Genomic DNA, 15,917 nt, shown 5'->3' with positions numbered 1-15,917 from the left:
AAAAATCCTAGTGGTACAATTGAATACAATACGTAAATCTGGTCAAACCCCTACCATTACTAGTGCTGCGAGCTCATTGAGCGACTAAGGTAGATGGTCTTTATACTATCTTTTATCTAAAAGGATTTTTTTATGAGTAAAAGTAAACTTCCTGTTATCTCCACTTTGATGAACAACGACAGCTTGCAACATGCAGGTTATCTAGCCGTTGCTAAAACCCGTGCCAAGGTGTTAAAAGTTGTCTCGCACTTGATTCCTGTTCCAAGACCGCTATTGTATGTCGGTGAAGAGGCTTGCTTTGAGCTGTGCGACATGATTATCAACGAAGGCAGCACTAACGTATTGATCGTCACTGATGAGGTGCTAAACAAACTTGGCGTACCGTCAAAAGTCACCGATTATCTGGACAAGCATAATATCAACTACCATGTTTATGACGGTATCACCCCAGACCCTACTTTTGCTGTGGTCGAAGAGGGCTTGAGTGAGTCTATGAATAACAATTGTGACTCTATTTTGGCAATTGGCGGCGGCTCAGTCATTGACGCGGCAAAGATGATCGCTATGTCACAAGGCAATAACTGCAAGCCGCAAAAGCTTATCGGTATCTTAAAAGCGCGCAAGTCCTGTATGCCGCTGTATTGTATTCCAACGACAGCCGGTACCGGTTCAGAAGCGACGCTTGGAGCGGTTGTTTCAGACAATGAAACGCATCAAAAAGCGCTATCAATCGATCCTAGAATGATACCTCGAGCCGCCGCTATCGATCCTGTAATTATGAAAGGCATGCCCAAGCATATCACTGCTGACACGGGTATCGATGTCTTAACTCATGCATTAGAGGCGTGGATGAGTGTCAATGCCAGCGTTGAGACCGACTACTACGCCGCTTCTGCGACCAAAGCGGTCATGCACTATTTGCCTATCGCCTATAATGATGGCGGCGATCTAAAGGCAAGAGAGGAGATGGGAATTGCCGCTCATTACGGCGGTATCGCCTTTAACAAAGCAGGTTTGGGCTACGTCCACGCTATCGCTCATCAGCTCGGCGCATATTATAGTATCCCTCATGGTCGCGCTAATGCCATCGTATTGCCATACGTGCTGGACTTAAACCGTAAATCAAGCGAAAAAAGGCTGGCAAAACTGGCCAGAAAAATCGGTATCATCGAGAGCACGCAGTCAGGTAAAACAGATAAAGAGCTAGCAAGCTACTTTATCGAGCAAGTGCGCGCTTTGATTGAATCAGTCGGTATCGATCCTACTGTTAAAGGTATGAAGGAGAGTGACTTTGATGCTATCGCTAAAGCGGCTGCCAAAGAAGTCAGTGATACTTATGCCGTGCCCACTTATATGCCAGCGTCAGGCATCAAAGATATCCTGTCTAGAATCAAGGCAACTAGTGATGAGCGCGCTGCTAAAAGTGACAAAGTGGCTTAATTAGGTTTTATTTATTAAGTTAGCTACAAATAAGCACATTACTCAAAGAGTAGTGTGCTTTTTTATGAGCTAATCTTATCCCATTTTGCAAATAGCCTGAGCATCTAGTATCTATCATAAGCTACTATTGTTCAGTTAAATTGCAGAGTGACTTTAACTTGTTAAATATTTATAACAAAATTGGTATATTAGGGTGATACCTAAGGAGTATCATAAAGTAATAGACATAATACTCAGGACATAATAATGAAATATTCATCAAAACTCGGTGTGATTGCAACTATTGCTATAGCCAGTAGCGCTTTTATCACAGGCTGTGCATCTACAGAGAGCAATACAACCGTCAAAAACCCTAATGCCGAAAATCCCTATGCGCCGACCGATCCAAACTTAGCAGTCGCAACTGTTGCAGGTGGGTGTTTTTGGTGCGTAGAGGCGGGGTATGAAAAGATACCTGGCGTGGTAGAAGTGGTATCAGGTTATAGCGGTGGTCAAACGGTCAATCCAACCTATAGCCAAGTTTCAGCTGGCGGTACGGGTCATACCGAAGCGGCTCAAATCTACTATGACCCGACCAAGATTACCTATAACGGTATCGTACAAGCATTATGGCGCATCGCCGATCCTACTGATGATAAAGGTCAATTCGTTGATCGCGGTACGCAGTATCGTCCTGCTATCTTTTATAATAACGAGAAAGAGAGACAGATTGCAGAAGCGGCAAAACAAGATTTGCAAGCCTCTGGCGTGTACAAAAAGCCAGTCGTGATTGAGATTGTTCCTGCCAGCACCTTTTATCTTGCTGAAGAGTATCATCAAGATTATTATAAGAAAAACCCATTGCGCTATAAGGCTTATACTTTTAATTCTGGTCGTTATCAGTTTATAGAAAGTGTCTATGGCAAGGATTATGAGTTGGATTTTACTCAGTTCAAGCCTACGGCAATGAAAACATCTAATGCTACGCAGACTAACGCCTCGGAGACCTCTAAGATGACATCACAAAGCATAAATACTGTTGGTTTTAATCCGCAAGCCTTTACTAAGCCTAGTCAAGATGAGCTCAAAAAGTCGCTAAGTCCTATGCAGTACAAAGTCACTCAGCAAGACGGTACTGAGCGCGCCTTTAGCAATGAGTATTGGGATAATAAAGAACCTGGTCTGTATGTCGATGTGATATCGGGCGAGCCTCTGTATTCTTCACGCGATCAATATAAGTCTGGCACAGGCTGGCCAAGTTTTACGCGTCCACTCAACCCTAACTTAGTCGTTGAAAAAGAAGACAAGGGTTTTTTCTCAACGCGTACCGAGATACGTAGCCGCTATGCTGACTCGCATTTAGGTCATGTGTTTAATGATGGCCCAGCACCGACGGGCATGCGCTATTGCATGAATTCTGCCGCAATGCGCTTTGTACCGCTTGCGAAGATGGAAGAGGAAGGCTATGGCGCGTGGATTGACGATGTCAAGCCTGTTGCATAAGGTTTATATTACTTACATCTAAATATTAACCACCATCTAAACATTAACCACAAAAAAGCCCACTATTTGCTCAAATAGTGGGCTTTTTGCACTGCTATATTAATGAGAGCTAGAAAAAATAAGAGCTAGAAGGCTGGTCGGCGCTTAGGTACGGCGTCCAAAAACTCGTTACGTGCCTGATTATCGTGCTTATACTCGCCAAGCATCGCCGTGCTTCGCGTAGTCGAGTGCTGCTTGCTAACTCCGCGCATCATCATGCACATGTGTGAGGCGTCCATGACAACTGCTACGCCGCGGCAACCCGTCACATCCATAATGGTCTGCGCGATCTGCTCGCTTAGGTTCTCTTGAATTTGCAGGCGGCGCGCGAACATATCGACGATACGCGCAAATTTCGATAACCCTAAGACTTGACCATTTGGCAGGTAGCCGATGTGAGCCACGCCATGAAAGGGCAACATATGATGCTCACATAGTGAATAAAACTCGATATTTTGCACCAGTACCAGCTCGCGATTGGTCGATGGAAACACCGCGCCGTTAACCACTTCGTCAAGGCTTTGATGATAGCCTTGCGTCAGATGCGCAAAAGCCTTTGCCGCACGAATAGGCGTATCTTGTAGACCAGGACGACTCAAGTCTTCACCAGTTGAGTCGATCAATTGACGATAGGACTCAGTGCTTTCTTTGTAATCTACTAATATCGCATTGTTGCTCATAAGTTTGACCGCTATCAAAAATGTGGGTATCGCTTTGTGCTAAATCTGGCTCTAAAAAATGTATCAGCCAAAACCTAATAACTTTGTGCAGGGTTTAAAGGGCTGTGATTATACTTGAAATAATGACAACTTCATACCGCTATGACCGATACACCGATATGTATGACTACAGTCTCAATAAGCGTACGTTGGTAATCCAGTGCAGTTAGTTTACGACTGTTTACTTAACTAAATTAATGTATAATGAGTAGCATATGACTACCATTCTCTATTAGCTCAAACCTCTAATCACGTTTATCAATTAATAAGGATATTTTATGCTACTTCAAGGACAGCGTTTTGTCGTCACAGGAATCGCCAGCAAACTCTCTATCGCATGGGCTATTGCTGAGGCACTTCACCGTGAAGGCGCTTCTCTTATTTTGACCTATCCCAATGATAAAATAAAAAAACGTGTAGATATGGCGGCCGAGAAGTTTGAAGCGGATTTGGTACTAGAATGTGATGTGGCGTCTGATGACTCTATTGCTGCCTGTTTTGAGCAAGTGACCCAGCATTGGGGTGATGGTATTGATGGCGTAGTACACGCGATTGGTTTTGCACCGATGGATCAGCTCGATGGCGACTTTGTGAGTGCCACAACTCGCGAGGGCAGTCACATTGCTCATGACATCTCAAGCTATAGCTTTGTGGCATTAGCCAAAGCGGCGCGTGAACTTTTAGCAATGCGTCACGGTTCGATGCTGACGTTGACCTATGAAGGTAGCATCTCGGTATTGCCAAACTACAATGTAATGGGCATGGCAAAAGCCAGCCTTGAGGCTAGCGTGCGCTATTTGGCAACCTCTATGGGCGGTGAGGGTATTCGCGTTAATGCTATATCAGCAGGTCCTATCCGCACGCTTGCGGCAAGCGGTATCAAATCTTTTCGAAAAATGCTCGATATCAGCGAAAAAATCGCTCCCTTGCAGCGCAATGTCAATCAGACGGAAGTTGGTAATGCCGCGTTATTCTTATTATCACCATGGGCATCCGGTATCACAGGTGAAATTATGTTTGTCGATGCAGGCTTCAATACCGTTGCTATCAGTGAGCAGCTCATGATGCTCGATGAAGCTGATAAGTAACTTTGTAAACTACGTCAATATGTTCTACATTCAAAAGGCAGCCAATCGGCTGTCTTTTTTGGTTATAATAATCTACTTTTGCTTACCTGCTACTGAGCGCTCATGATTACCAAATTACCAAGATGGATACTCTGGGGCGGGGCAGTACTAGCCTTTAGCGCAGGCTCGGTCAATACCATAGCGCTGATGGGCTTTACTAATCTATCCGTCTCGCATGTCACTGGCAACGTCAGTCTATTCTCAGCCGCCATTGCTTACTTTGATGGTCGCAGCATTTTGTATATTGGCGCATCCTTGCTGTCATTTTTGGCAGGCGCTGTTCTGAGCGGCTTTGTCATCGGGCAGACCTCTCTTAAATTAGGCCGACGTTACGGACGAGCGCTATATATCGAGGCGGCATTATTATTGCTGAGCTACTGGCTCTACCAACAGCAGGATTACTTAGGACAGCTGGCTGCTGCTATGGCTTGCGGATTACAGAATGCTATGGTCGCAACCTACAGTGGCGCGGTTATTCGTACTACGCATCTAACGGGGCTGACCTCAGATATGGGCGCAGCGATTGGAAATTGGCTGGCGGGGCGCTCTATCAGCAAGCCCACGCTTGGTTTTCAAGCGATCATTTGGTATTGCTTTTGCGGCGGCGGGGTAGTCGGAGCGTTTCTTTATGCCGAAATCTCCTACGGCGCTTTGTTTGTCCCTATACTCATCGTGCTTATCGCCGCTTTTGTCTACAACCACGCTTCAGATCGCTTGCCTGAAAAGCGTCAACTTGCAGACCCCAATTTGCACAAAAAAAAGCGCTCATCATCATAATAAGCGCTTCGTCATTACTCTTGCTAAATAACTATTACAAAAATATCAGTTACTTCTCTTCTTCTTCATGATCTTCGTGATCATGCATGCCTTGCATCATATCGAGTGCTGAATCATCCGTACGTTGCTGATCTTTTTTAGCTAGATCATCTTGATTAATGTCAGTAGGGGCGACTTTAGTTGTTGGGTCAGGCTTATTGCGGTCCGTCATACGGTACTCCTGTTAGTTTATCATATGCCTAAGTTTTTGTAGATTATAGGCATTTACTCATTTTGAGTGAACCTATCAATTATGTAATACGAAGTTTGACTTGTACAGGCGCTAATGAGGCCTGTTTAGTATCGATGTGTAACGATGAACAGGTATAAAAAATACTTATATAGTGAATAAAAGATAGTATGCTAATACTCTAAGTCGACAAAAATTTGCTAAAGTGACCAAGTTTATCTTCTCATAAGGGAATCACTTCCCACATGACTCAACATCAGTGACAAGGATATTGTATGTCAGAATCTAAATTAGATAGCCACTTGCCAAAGGATGGCAACGAGTATTTATTCACCGACACCTTCCCTAAAGGAACGGGTAAAGGGCTAATAGTCGTCGCTATAGCGGCTGTCATTAGCTTTATTATTTATAATGTATTACCCTTTGATAACAGCGCCAATAAGGGCCTAGCTCTACTATTCTTTATTGGTGCTTTATGGCTAACCGAAGCATTACATGTCACTATCACTGCCTTGTTAGTCGTGGTCATAGGAGCCTTAATAGGGATTCCTGATTTTAGTGCCAAGATTGGTTTACAGAGCTTTGCCAGTCCCATTATCTACCTGTTCTTTGGTGGGTTTGCTTTGGCCGCCGCCTTGCATGTACAGCAATTGGATAGAAAAATCGCCTTAAAAATCATCTCCATGTCAGGCGGTAAGCTAGGTACTGCGGTGTTTTTGATATTTGGCGTTACCGCGTTCTTATCGATGTGGATCTCTAATACCGCAACCGCCGCTATGATGCTGCCCCTAGCACTGGGGATCTTGACGCAAGTGGATCGCGAAAAAGACCGCGGTACCTTTGTGTTTGTGCTCTTAGGTATCGCTTATTCAGCGAGTCTTGGCGGACTAGGTACGATTGTAGGATCGCCGCCCAATGCCATCGCCGCAAAAGCGCTCGATATCGCCTTTGTCGATTGGATGAAGTTTGGTATTCCTATCATGCTCGTCATGTTGCCGCTGTTATTAGGCGCGATGTATTTGGTACTCAAGCCCAATCTTAATCGGCAAGTCACCATCTCTGACGAAGCGCCTATTCCTTGGAATCGTCCTAGAGTCGTGACCATCATCGTCTTTATCATCACTGCGCTAAGCTGGATATTCTCCAAAAAGATCGGTGCCGCGCTCGACATTGCGGATACCGATGCTATTATCGCGCTGTCAGCGGCGGCCGCTGTGGTCAGTTTGGGCTTGGTGTCTTGGAAGCAAGTCTCTGATAATACCGACTGGGGCGTGCTCATGCTATTTGGTGGCGGTATTGCGCTATCGACGGTGCTCAAAGTCTCAGGCGCATCCCTAATACTCGGTCAAACTGTCGCCAATGCTTTATCTAGCGCGCCGATTATTGTCGTTATGATTGCCATATCTGCTTTTATTATCTTCTTAACCGAATTTGCCTCCAACACCGCGTCTGCTGCGTTACTAGTTCCTGTGTTTGCCGCCACTGCTGAGCAAATGGGCTTGCCGCAAGAAGTGCTGGTCTTGGTCATTGGTATCGGTGCATCGTGTGCCTTTATGCTGCCAGTTGCCACGCCGCCCAATGCCATCGTCTTTGGCACAGGACTCATCAAGCAATCTGAGATGGTGCGCACAGGGGTAGTGCTTAACCTGATCTCAACCGTCGCTATTGGGCTTTGGGCGTATTTCTTTTTACTATAACTCTTGCATACTACAAAACCTACTTATCCCGATGTTTAAGCGAGTCTTAGACATCGGGATTTTGTTATTATCAAAAGCAAAAGACTAAAAAGCAGGGCCTCAGCATGACACAATGACAAGCATACAAATATGCAGGTCAGCGCTCAGCGCTTTTTCATACTCTGCCTCGGCGCTCGTCCCTCGCGCAAAAGCACACGCTTTGCATAAGCAGTAGGACATGGGCAAGGATAGTTTAGGTAATCGCCCTCAAAAGTGATACAGTGCTATAGGTAGAGTAGGGTTTTGATAGCCCATCAAAACATTTGGATAAAGGATAAGTACCGATATGGCTTTAAATATGCACTTTAAAAACGGCATGATCCGTAAAACGCGCGGTTATATCTCAGATGATCTCATTCCCACCCTTTATCAAATTCATGACAATGGCAGTTTTGCACAATTAACTTGGCTTATTGATAACCTTTATGACAACCCAGAGATTGAGCCTGATATTGCCAAGGCACTCGCTGATGAGTTAGTTGCGTTTGAGACCTTGATACTATCTATGCATCTACCTTTCCCTAGAATACCACTACAAAAATTGCATACTTTCTTTACGCAGGCGGCTACTAATGAGCAGGTTATTTATACGCGTAGTGAATAACTGTGCCAGCCTATACCTCTTAATCTTATAAAGCTACTAGATCGATAAGCAATGAGCTTATGAATGAGTATCTTGCGAATTGGCAAAAGATATCTCGTTGCTAAGCGAACACAAACCTATCTTGAATCACGCCCAAAATATCCCCATAATCTAAGCACTTTTAAATAATAAATAGCCTAAGCAAATATGTCTAATACCGTAGAACAGACTAAACATTCTAAAGAATCAAAAAACCTAAACATTCCTGATACCTTACCAGTCCTTGCCAAAGACAGCTATTACCTCAGCCGTCTTGAGCGTGAGCTGGCACGGGCCGCTGTCGCCAAAAACAAACACGCTGATGCTGATAACCACGCTAATAGTGATAAACGCGACAAAGCCCAGCAAGAGCTTAGCAAAAAACGCGCGCAATATGACAAGATCAAATTCCGCTCACAGCAAGCAGTGCAGGCGCGTATAGAGAGTATTCCTGAGGATTTACCTGCCAAACTCAACCTTGATTTGCCTGTTAGCCAGCGTGCTGATGATTTGGTGCAAGCGATTATCGATAACCAAGTCATCATCGTCGCAGGGGAGACCGGTTCAGGTAAGACCACCCAATTGCCAAAATTGGCGATGCTAGCTGGTCGCGGTATTACGGGACAAATAGGGCACACCCAACCCAGACGACTAGCGGCGAGAAGTGTTTCTAACCGTATTGCTGAAGAATTGGGCGAAAAGCTTGGCGATACCGTCAGCTTTAAGATTCGCTTCAACGAGCAGGGTACCGCGCAGTCTGTCGTCAAGCTCATGACCGACGGTATTTTGCTCGCAGAATTGGGTCACGATCGATTTTTGAGTAAGTACGACACCATCATTATTGATGAGGCGCACGAGCGTAGTCTTAATATTGACTTCATTATGGGTTATCTCAAAAAGCTCTTACCCAAGCGTCCCGATTTAAAGGTCATTATCACCTCGGCGACCCTTGATACTCAGCGTTTTAGCGAATACTTTAGTCGTTATGATAATAAACTCAAACGGCAAGTTAATGCGCCTATCTTTAATGTTGAAGGGCGCAGCTTCCCCGTTGAAGTGCGCTATCGTCCTTTGACGGATGAGCCAGTAACCAGCTCAGATGATGACAGCTATGATGACTTTGAAGAGAACTTGCCGCGCGCAGTGGTTGCCGCGGTCGAGGAGTGCTTTCATGACGCCCATAGTAAAGGGCACGCCGATCAAGCTGATATTTTGATATTTGCGGCCACCGAAGCCGAGATTCGCGAGCTTCAAGACGTGCTAGAGCGTCATGGCCCTAAGCATACTGAGGTATTACCGTTGTTCGCCCGTCAGACGTATGAGGAGCAACAGCGGATTTTTCAGCCATCAGGTCGTGGTCGCCGTATCGTTATTGCTACTAACGTTGCAGAGACTGCGCTAACGGTTCCTGGTATCCGCTATGTGATTGATTTAGGTTTTGCGCGGATATCACGCTATTCTTATCGCTCGCGCGTGCAGCGTTTGCCTATTGAGGCGATCTCACAAGCTGCTGCCAATCAGCGTAAAGGTCGCTGTGGTCGTGTCGCGCCAGGCGTTTGTATTCGCTTGTATTCTGAGGAGGATTTCAGCGGTCGTCCAGAATTTACCGAGCCTGAGATTCTACGGACTAACTTGGCATCTGTTATTTTGCAGATGGCAAATCTGCGTCTAGGTAGTGTTGATGATTTTGAATTTATTGAGCCGCCTGATAGTCGCTTAGTCACGGATGGGCATAAACTGCTCGATGAATTAGGCGCAATTGCTTCCAAAAATGAGCAGACTACCACTCAAAATAGCAAGCATAAGCGCAAACCAACTCTCGATCATTTGCGTTTGACACCAACTGGGCAAAAGATGGCACGAATGCCAATTGATCCAAGGCTGGCACGCATGCTCGTTGCAGGTTCAGATTTTGATTGTATTCGTGAGATGCTTATTGTGGTGGCCGCCCTTGCGGTACAAGACCCGCGTGAACGTCCCGCGAATAAGCGCCAGCAAGCCGATCAAAAACATGCCGAATTTCGTCAAGATGATTCTGACTTTCTATTTTACCTAAGTCTATGGAAGGCCCTGTTCGAAAAAGATGAAAACGGTAACAAGCTCTCTGGCAATCAGCGCAAGCAATTTACCAAAAAGAACTATCTAAGCTTTCCGCGGGTACGCGAATGGAGTCAAACCCATCGCCAACTGGTGCAAATGGTTACGGATCTTAAGCTCACTGACAAAGAAAATAGTGAAGCAGCTAATAGTGATCCTACCAGTATAGACGATGAAGAAATCAAAGCGGTGAAGTATGCTAATTTGCATCGTGCTCTACTTACTGGGCTGCTCTCAACCATCGCGCACAAGACCGAGAGCCGCGGTGAATATCTCGCTGCCCGCCAGCAAAAAGCCAAAATCTTTCCAGCCAGTACGGTGTTTAAGCAAGTACCGCCTTGGGTAATGGCCTTTGAAGTCGTTGAGACCTCCCAAGTCTTTATGCGCACGGTTGCCAAGATTGAGCCTGAGTGGATTATCTCCGCCGCAGGCAACCTGCTCAAATATCACTACTTTGAGCCGCATTGGTCAAAGAAGACCGGACGCGTCAAAGCCTACGCGCAGATTAGTTTATTTGGGTTGATTATCATTCCCAAACAGCTGACCAACTACGAACAAGTCAATCTGATTGAATCACGCGAGATCTTTATTCGTGACGGTTTAGTGACCGGTAATTTGGGCCGGCAAGCACCGTTCTTGCAGCATAATATGGACAAGATCGCTCATGTTGAGCGCATCGAAGACAAATTGCGTCGCCGCGATTTGCTCGTCGATGAAGAGTCGCTGTACCAGTTCTATGATCAAAAGATTCCTGAGCATGTGGCTAGTCGAAAGGCTTTTGAAGATTGGCGCGCTGAGGTAGAAAAGAGCGATAACAAGTATCTATTCTTTACCGATGATGACGTACTTAATAGCCAAGCACCAACGACAGGCGACTTCCCTGAAGTATGGCAATTGGGCGATTTAAAATTGCCACTACGCTACGTCTTTGATCCTGCCAGCGATGACGATGGGGTGACCATTCGTGTACCACTTGCTGCATTGCCGCAGCTGGATGCTATTGAGCTGTTATGGGGCGTGCCAGGTTGGCGTTATGAGCTGGTATTGCAACTACTCAAATCTCTACCCAAAGACATTCGCCGCCAAATCGTACCTATCCCAGATACCGCCGATAGTTTGTTCGATGAATTGCAGCCTGATAGCGGACAGGGTCTGCTCAAGCAGCTTTGCCAAGCCCTAAACCGCCGCGGCATTATGTCGGTCACCCCTGATAAATTTGATCCCTCTAGTATTGATCGATATCTGCAACCGCAAATCTGCGTCGTCGATGACAAAAACCGTATCATAGAAAAAGGTCGCGATCTTGAGACCTTACAGATTCGTCATGCCAGCGAGACCAGTCAAGCAGTGAACGAGCAACAAGGGGTGCATACCGAGTTCCCTGAGCACTATAACTTTAGCAAGAATCGCCATAGCGCAGGCGTGGTGATGAAACAATTCGCTGCCTTGGTCGCTGATAGTTCAGGCACCGCGGTGTCTATTCATCAATATACTGATGTCAACGCCGCTCTAAAAGCGCACCGTATCGGTGTACTAGCACTTATCAAATCCAAGCTTGGTGCCAAACAAAAACAGCTGACGAGTCAAATCGATAAGATATTCAAGCTGGCTTTTGCCCCGCTTGGCGATATGGGCAAGCTCAAAACCATTGTGATTGATGCCACTTTGGATGCGACGTTAGAGGAGCATTACGTCCTATTTGATCACAGTAACGACTTGCCTGAGAGTGCAGATAGCATTGCCGTTGGCTTGAGTGAGGAGCTGCCCTTTACTAGCGATGAGTATAGCCAAACACTAGAGGTAGTACAAAGCAACTTTTTGTTGACCGGTCAAAGCGTCATCAAAACCCTCAAAAACGTTTATACGCGCTGGCAACGCATCCGCCAAAGCCTACTGATGCTCGATCGTGAAATATTTGGCGAGTCAATCGACGATATCGAAGATCAGCTTGAGGACTTGCACCTATCGGACTTTATTTACCGTATGGACTATAGCCATTGGCAGCAATACCCACGTTATCTAGAGGCATTAGAAGTGCGTATCGAGCGCCTTGAGCATAATTTGGAGGCCGATCTCGATGGTGTCTACGCCTTGGATGTGCATATGGAGCGCCTTAGCAATCGTGCTAGCGATGCAGCCATCAGTGACTACCGCTGGATGGTAGAGGAGTACCGCATTCAACTGTTTGCACAACCGATGAAAACCCGCATGGCAGTCTCACCGAAGCGGCTTAATAAAGCATGGGATGAGACTCGTTAAAAAATTATATACTGCCAGAAAATCATAGATTTTCTCTTGCGCTAGGATAAAGGTCTCCCAGACCTTTATTCTCTCCTAGCTCATAGCGTCGCAAGGTACTTTTCACTAAGAGCAGTCCTTAAGGAGATTTTTTAGGACGCGTTAAAAAATCGCGCTGCCAGAAAATTATAGATTTTAAGAGAACGACGATGATCATCAATCATAAATTACTACTATTAGCAGTTATACCTGTCATATTTGTAAATACAGGCTGTGCCAAAACTTCGGCGAATACGGACCATGACGACAAGTCCACAATAGAAAAACAAGTAAAATTACAGGGTAAGTTTAAGAGAAGCTTTGAGATTCATGAGCTTAGCTCTAATGAGATAACCTACTACGTGTCAGACCCAAAACAGGTATTAACTCAACATCCCAAAGGCGTAAAGCAGATAGGGTACTATAGATATTTTGATACTTGCGTCATCGGAAGCGTTAGCTCTACGAGTACATATGGACCCCTAGGTAAATATCAAAGTCAGGTTACAGTGCATAGGTTATGTTAGTAATCCATAGGTCACGTTACGAAATACGGATACAAAAAACAACCCCATGATTAAAATCATGGGGTTGTTTTGCTTTAATTTACAAATTTATTTTGTCGAAATTCAACAGCAAAGCTGCGCTAAAGTATGCTTATTTGCGCTTATTTTACTTAGTTACTGCTATTTTCCTTGAGCACTCCCATGCTATAAAACAAAAAGGCAACAGCTGATATGACGATAAGAAATGGCGTGAGTAACCAGATAGTAATATTGATCAGTAGTGATGACAGCGCTCCGTTAAACATAACATAGTTAGGCGCTACGGCATCTCTGACAATATCGATAGCGCATTTTACGATAGGAAAGAGCAAAGTACTGATGCCAAGAGTGAGGGTATACTTATCAAAGCTAGGATCGACGAGTAAAACGGCAAAGTAAAATACCGCAAAAAAAGTAATACTTAGTGCTAAGCATTTAAAGATATAGCTTAAATGAATCACAGGAAGCTCCTTATTCTCACTCATAGCATATTTAAACCAAGCCATTCAACAATTTCTATTTAATGAATATATTATATGTTATTAATTGAATATACAAGTAAACTGAGCAGACAAGTGTATTTTTAAAACGGGATTGGATGATTACTTACTCAAGGCTGCAATTAATATGTGGAACGAGCGTTATAACGAAGCAGAATATGTCTTTGGTACTGAGCCTAATGACTTTTTAAAAGCGCAGTTTGCACGGATACCTGCTGGCGGGCGCGTGCTCTGTCTAGCAGAAGGCGAGGGCAGGAATGCAGTGTTTTTGGCTGAGCAAGGCTATCAGGCGACCGCTATGGATTTATCCGAAGTGGGTTTAAACAAAGCGATAAAGTTAGCTATTGAGCGAGGCGTTGACATCACCACTCAAGTCGCTGATTTGGCTGATTATCAGTTTGGTATGGGACAGTGGGATGGCATCGTCTCTATTTGGGCGCATCTGCCGCCTAAAATAAGGCAGTATGTGCATGCTCAAATTGTGCTCGCACTAAAACCTAATGGGGTATTGATTGTTGAAGCTTATACCGAGGATCAACTTGAGATGGACGCTATCGGTGGTCCCCCTGACGCGCAAAAGGAGCGCTTTAGCTCACTAAATAACTTGCAAACGGAACTGACTGAGTTGGTACAAATTATTGGCACCGAAAAACAGCGTGTGATATCTGAGGGCAAGCGTCATCAAGGACTAAGTGCTGTGGTTCAGTTTGTTGGACGTAAAGCGCTATAATCATAAGAATAGTTTGCTATACAACATCAGATTCCACAAAAAAGCCCATAACGAATATGGGCTTTTCTATTTATAAATTATTACTGTTGTAGAATACCATTAATGAACAAGTCACTTTTATACTTATTATAGTTGGCAGTTGACTTGATACTGTTGACCGTTGTTTGTTGAGATAGTCATGATGCCGTAATCTGCTTTAGTCTGCCAGTCATAGGTAGTTTGTGGATTGACGTTGTTGACGTAACGCGCGCCAGAGCCTGATACGGCTTGCTCTGTTCTGACTACAGCATTGCTTAGGCCAACTTTAGGCAAAGTCACGTTTAGATCAGCGACTTGACCGTTTGCTGAGTAAGTGGCAACGATAGCGCCATTGTCTTCACAAGTGAACGACTGCACTACAGGCTGGGCAGATGGAGTAGGGTCAGGCATGGTTGGTACAGGCGCGCTAGTGGCACAGGCAGCTAAGAATAAAAAGGCAGGCGTTACAGCTAATAGTTTTTTCATAATGTCCTCAATTTTGTTGGTAGATGGGAAAGACGTTATCATATCGCTAATCTCAAATCGAAACGTTGTCATTTGGCATCATAGCGGTATACCGAATGTTTCAATATATTACGCAGATGTTTTAGTAGTATTTTTGGTAAGTACAAATATGAATACAGCGCCAAGTATGACAAGGCTTGAAAGTATAAAAGACAAGGTCAATTGCTCAGATAAAAATACCACGCCTGCCAGCGCGGCAAGGACAGGCACACAAAACTGTACGACGGCAGCTTGCGTGCTTTTAAGTAGCGGCATGGCCACGTACCACAGGCAATAGCCAATTCCAGAGGTCACGGCACCTGACACCCCAGCCAATAGCACCCCTTCAACACTCACTTTTGCTAGGTAAGGTAGGGCCACGAGTAGTAATATAGGCAGAGCAACTAGGCTACGCACAAAGTTAAACCCTGTTGCTCGTAGCGGCGAGATGCAGGCTTTGCCTCTGATGCTATAGACGCCCCATGCGATACCACTTAGCATCATAACAATTGCCCCATAGAGTGACGGCATGGCAGCTGATGGCAGCATCAGATATACAAAACCCATAAAGGCTACTGCCAAAGCAATCCATTGAACAATACTTAAGCGCTCCTTTTGATAAATACCCCAACCGATCATCGTAAATTGGACAGCTGCGAACAAAATCATCGCACCAGTACCAGTATCTAGCTCGACATAAGCCAGCGAAAAACAAAGCGCATAGATAACTAAGCTTAAACTACTAAGCCAGCTGCCCTTATCGCTAAGTATATGGTCACCTAGTATACGGTCGCTGAGTACGACAGCGGCCTCTGACGACTTTAAGCGCCTAGCATGGACTATCATGATGATTATCAAACAAACTGCGCCGCTAAGCAGCCGAATAATGGTAAAACTCCAAGGATCGATATAGCTCTCAGATAATGCCATGCGGCAAAGTAAGGAGTTTGCGGCAAACGCCAGCAAAGCTGCTATCGTGTATAGGGATGCTCTCAAATGAATCCTTACTGCCTAATAAAAAAGTTAGCTGATATAAAAGCGTATGGGTGCCATAAAATGTAGTATAGTTTTGCCC

Annotated in this window: 13 protein-coding genes; 8 read left to right on the top strand and 5 right to left on the bottom strand. The window is 45.0% G+C overall.

What is annotated here, in order from left to right:
* Positions 1-132: 132 nt before the first annotated feature.
* Together ACR64J_RS06480 and msrB are read left to right on the top strand one after the other, a co-directional pair.
* On the top strand, positions 133-1,440 hold the full coding sequence (locus ACR64J_RS06480) for an iron-containing alcohol dehydrogenase (protein ID WP_435948928.1): 1,308 nt from the start codon (positions 133-135) through the stop codon (positions 1,438-1,440).
* Between the two features lie 246 nt (positions 1,441-1,686).
* The gene (msrB, locus tag ACR64J_RS06475) at positions 1,687-2,922 is read left to right on the top strand and encodes a peptide-methionine (R)-S-oxide reductase MsrB (RefSeq protein ID WP_435948927.1); all 1,236 of its coding nucleotides are present in this window, start codon (positions 1,687-1,689) and stop codon (positions 2,920-2,922) included.
* Positions 2,923-3,047: 125 nt separating this feature from the next.
* Here msrB and folE read toward each other — a convergent pair whose 3' ends face one another.
* Positions 3,048-3,641 carry a GTP cyclohydrolase I FolE gene (gene folE, locus ACR64J_RS06470; RefSeq protein WP_317198809.1) on the bottom strand — a complete coding sequence of 198 codons (594 nt, stop codon included), beginning with the start codon at positions 3,639-3,641 and terminating at the stop codon, positions 3,048-3,050.
* A gap of 317 nt (positions 3,642-3,958) precedes the next feature.
* Here folE and ACR64J_RS06465 point away from each other — a divergent pair, with 317 nt between their 5' ends.
* Together ACR64J_RS06465 and ACR64J_RS06460 are read left to right on the top strand one after the other, a co-directional pair.
* Positions 3,959-4,768: an enoyl-ACP reductase FabI gene (locus tag ACR64J_RS06465; protein WP_435948926.1), complete on the top strand. Its 810-nt coding sequence runs from the start codon at positions 3,959-3,961 to the stop codon at positions 4,766-4,768.
* A 102-nt stretch (positions 4,769-4,870) separates the two neighbouring features.
* Positions 4,871-5,584 (top strand): YoaK family protein, encoded by a 714-nt coding sequence (locus ACR64J_RS06460; protein WP_435948925.1) that lies wholly within the window; start codon positions 4,871-4,873, stop codon positions 5,582-5,584.
* 49 nt (positions 5,585-5,633) lie between these two features.
* Here the strand turns inward: ACR64J_RS06460 and ACR64J_RS06455 are convergent, their stop codons facing one another.
* The gene (locus ACR64J_RS06455; RefSeq protein ID WP_317198806.1) at positions 5,634-5,795 is read right to left on the bottom strand and encodes a hypothetical protein; all 162 of its coding nucleotides are present in this window, start codon (positions 5,793-5,795) and stop codon (positions 5,634-5,636) included.
* Positions 5,796-6,088: 293 nt separating this feature from the next.
* Between ACR64J_RS06455 and ACR64J_RS06450 the strand changes: the two genes are divergently transcribed.
* The 3 genes from ACR64J_RS06450 (at position 6,089) to hrpA (ending at position 12,527) form a co-directional block, all read left to right on the top strand.
* Entirely contained in the window at positions 6,089-7,510 is a 1,422-nt protein-coding gene (locus tag ACR64J_RS06450) for an SLC13 family permease (protein ID WP_435948924.1), read from the top strand.
* Positions 7,511-7,835: 325 nt separating this feature from the next.
* Entirely contained in the window at positions 7,836-8,153 is a 318-nt protein-coding gene (locus ACR64J_RS06445) for a hypothetical protein (protein WP_435948923.1), read from the top strand.
* 186 nt (positions 8,154-8,339) lie between these two features.
* Positions 8,340-12,527: an ATP-dependent RNA helicase HrpA gene (gene hrpA, locus ACR64J_RS06440; RefSeq protein ID WP_435948922.1), complete on the top strand. Its 4,188-nt coding sequence runs from the start codon at positions 8,340-8,342 to the stop codon at positions 12,525-12,527.
* 694 nt (positions 12,528-13,221) lie between these two features.
* Here hrpA and ACR64J_RS06435 read toward each other — a convergent pair.
* Positions 13,222-13,575, bottom strand: a complete 354-nt coding sequence (locus tag ACR64J_RS06435; RefSeq protein WP_435948921.1) for a hypothetical protein — start codon at positions 13,573-13,575, stop codon at positions 13,222-13,224.
* 142 nt (positions 13,576-13,717) lie between these two features.
* On the opposite strand from ACR64J_RS06435, the gene ACR64J_RS06430 reads away from it, so the two are divergent.
* Complete coding sequence (locus ACR64J_RS06430) at positions 13,718-14,320, top strand: class I SAM-dependent methyltransferase (protein WP_435948920.1); 603 nt, start codon at positions 13,718-13,720, stop codon at positions 14,318-14,320.
* Positions 14,321-14,446: 126 nt separating this feature from the next.
* On the opposite strand, the gene ACR64J_RS06425 is transcribed toward ACR64J_RS06430, so the two are convergent.
* Together ACR64J_RS06425 and ACR64J_RS06420 are read right to left on the bottom strand one after the other, a co-directional pair.
* Positions 14,447-14,824, bottom strand: coding sequence for an MliC family protein (locus ACR64J_RS06425; RefSeq protein ID WP_435948919.1), 378 nt, complete (start codon positions 14,822-14,824; stop codon positions 14,447-14,449).
* 108 nt (positions 14,825-14,932) lie between these two features.
* Complete coding sequence (locus tag ACR64J_RS06420; RefSeq protein ID WP_435948918.1) at positions 14,933-15,838, bottom strand: DMT family transporter; 906 nt, start codon at positions 15,836-15,838, stop codon at positions 14,933-14,935.
* Positions 15,839-15,917 lie beyond the last annotated feature (79 nt).

It is taken from the genome of Psychrobacter sp. DM8 (assembly GCF_051307025.1).
Taxonomy (GTDB): domain Bacteria; phylum Pseudomonadota; class Gammaproteobacteria; order Pseudomonadales; family Moraxellaceae; genus Psychrobacter.
Note: the sequence above shows the minus strand (reverse complement) of the source record. Positions and strands in the feature narration are given on the sequence as shown.

Excerpts from the sequence above, each read along its gene's own strand:
- ACR64J_RS06455 (WP_317198806.1), bottom strand. The coding sequence starts at position 5,795 with ATGACGGACCGCAATAAGCCTGACCCAACAACTAAAGTCGCCCCTACT.
- hrpA (WP_435948922.1), top strand. The coding sequence starts at position 8,340 with ATGTCTAATACCGTAGAACAGACTAAACATTCTAAAGAATCAAAAAAC.
- ACR64J_RS06430 (WP_435948920.1), top strand. The coding sequence starts at position 13,718 with ATGTGGAACGAGCGTTATAACGAAGCAGAATATGTCTTTGGTACTGAG.
- folE (WP_317198809.1), bottom strand. The coding sequence starts at position 3,641 with ATGAGCAACAATGCGATATTAGTAGATTACAAAGAAAGCACTGAGTCC.
- ACR64J_RS06450 (WP_435948924.1), top strand. The coding sequence starts at position 6,089 with ATGTCAGAATCTAAATTAGATAGCCACTTGCCAAAGGATGGCAACGAG.
- ACR64J_RS06480 (WP_435948928.1), top strand. The coding sequence starts at position 133 with ATGAGTAAAAGTAAACTTCCTGTTATCTCCACTTTGATGAACAACGAC.
- ACR64J_RS06435 (WP_435948921.1), bottom strand. The coding sequence starts at position 13,575 with ATGAGTGAGAATAAGGAGCTTCCTGTGATTCATTTAAGCTATATCTTT.
- ACR64J_RS06445 (WP_435948923.1), top strand. The coding sequence starts at position 7,836 with ATGGCTTTAAATATGCACTTTAAAAACGGCATGATCCGTAAAACGCGC.
- msrB (WP_435948927.1), top strand. The coding sequence starts at position 1,687 with ATGAAATATTCATCAAAACTCGGTGTGATTGCAACTATTGCTATAGCC.
- ACR64J_RS06465 (WP_435948926.1), top strand. The coding sequence starts at position 3,959 with ATGCTACTTCAAGGACAGCGTTTTGTCGTCACAGGAATCGCCAGCAAA.
- ACR64J_RS06425 (WP_435948919.1), bottom strand. The coding sequence starts at position 14,824 with ATGAAAAAACTATTAGCTGTAACGCCTGCCTTTTTATTCTTAGCTGCC.
- ACR64J_RS06460 (WP_435948925.1), top strand. The coding sequence starts at position 4,871 with ATGATTACCAAATTACCAAGATGGATACTCTGGGGCGGGGCAGTACTA.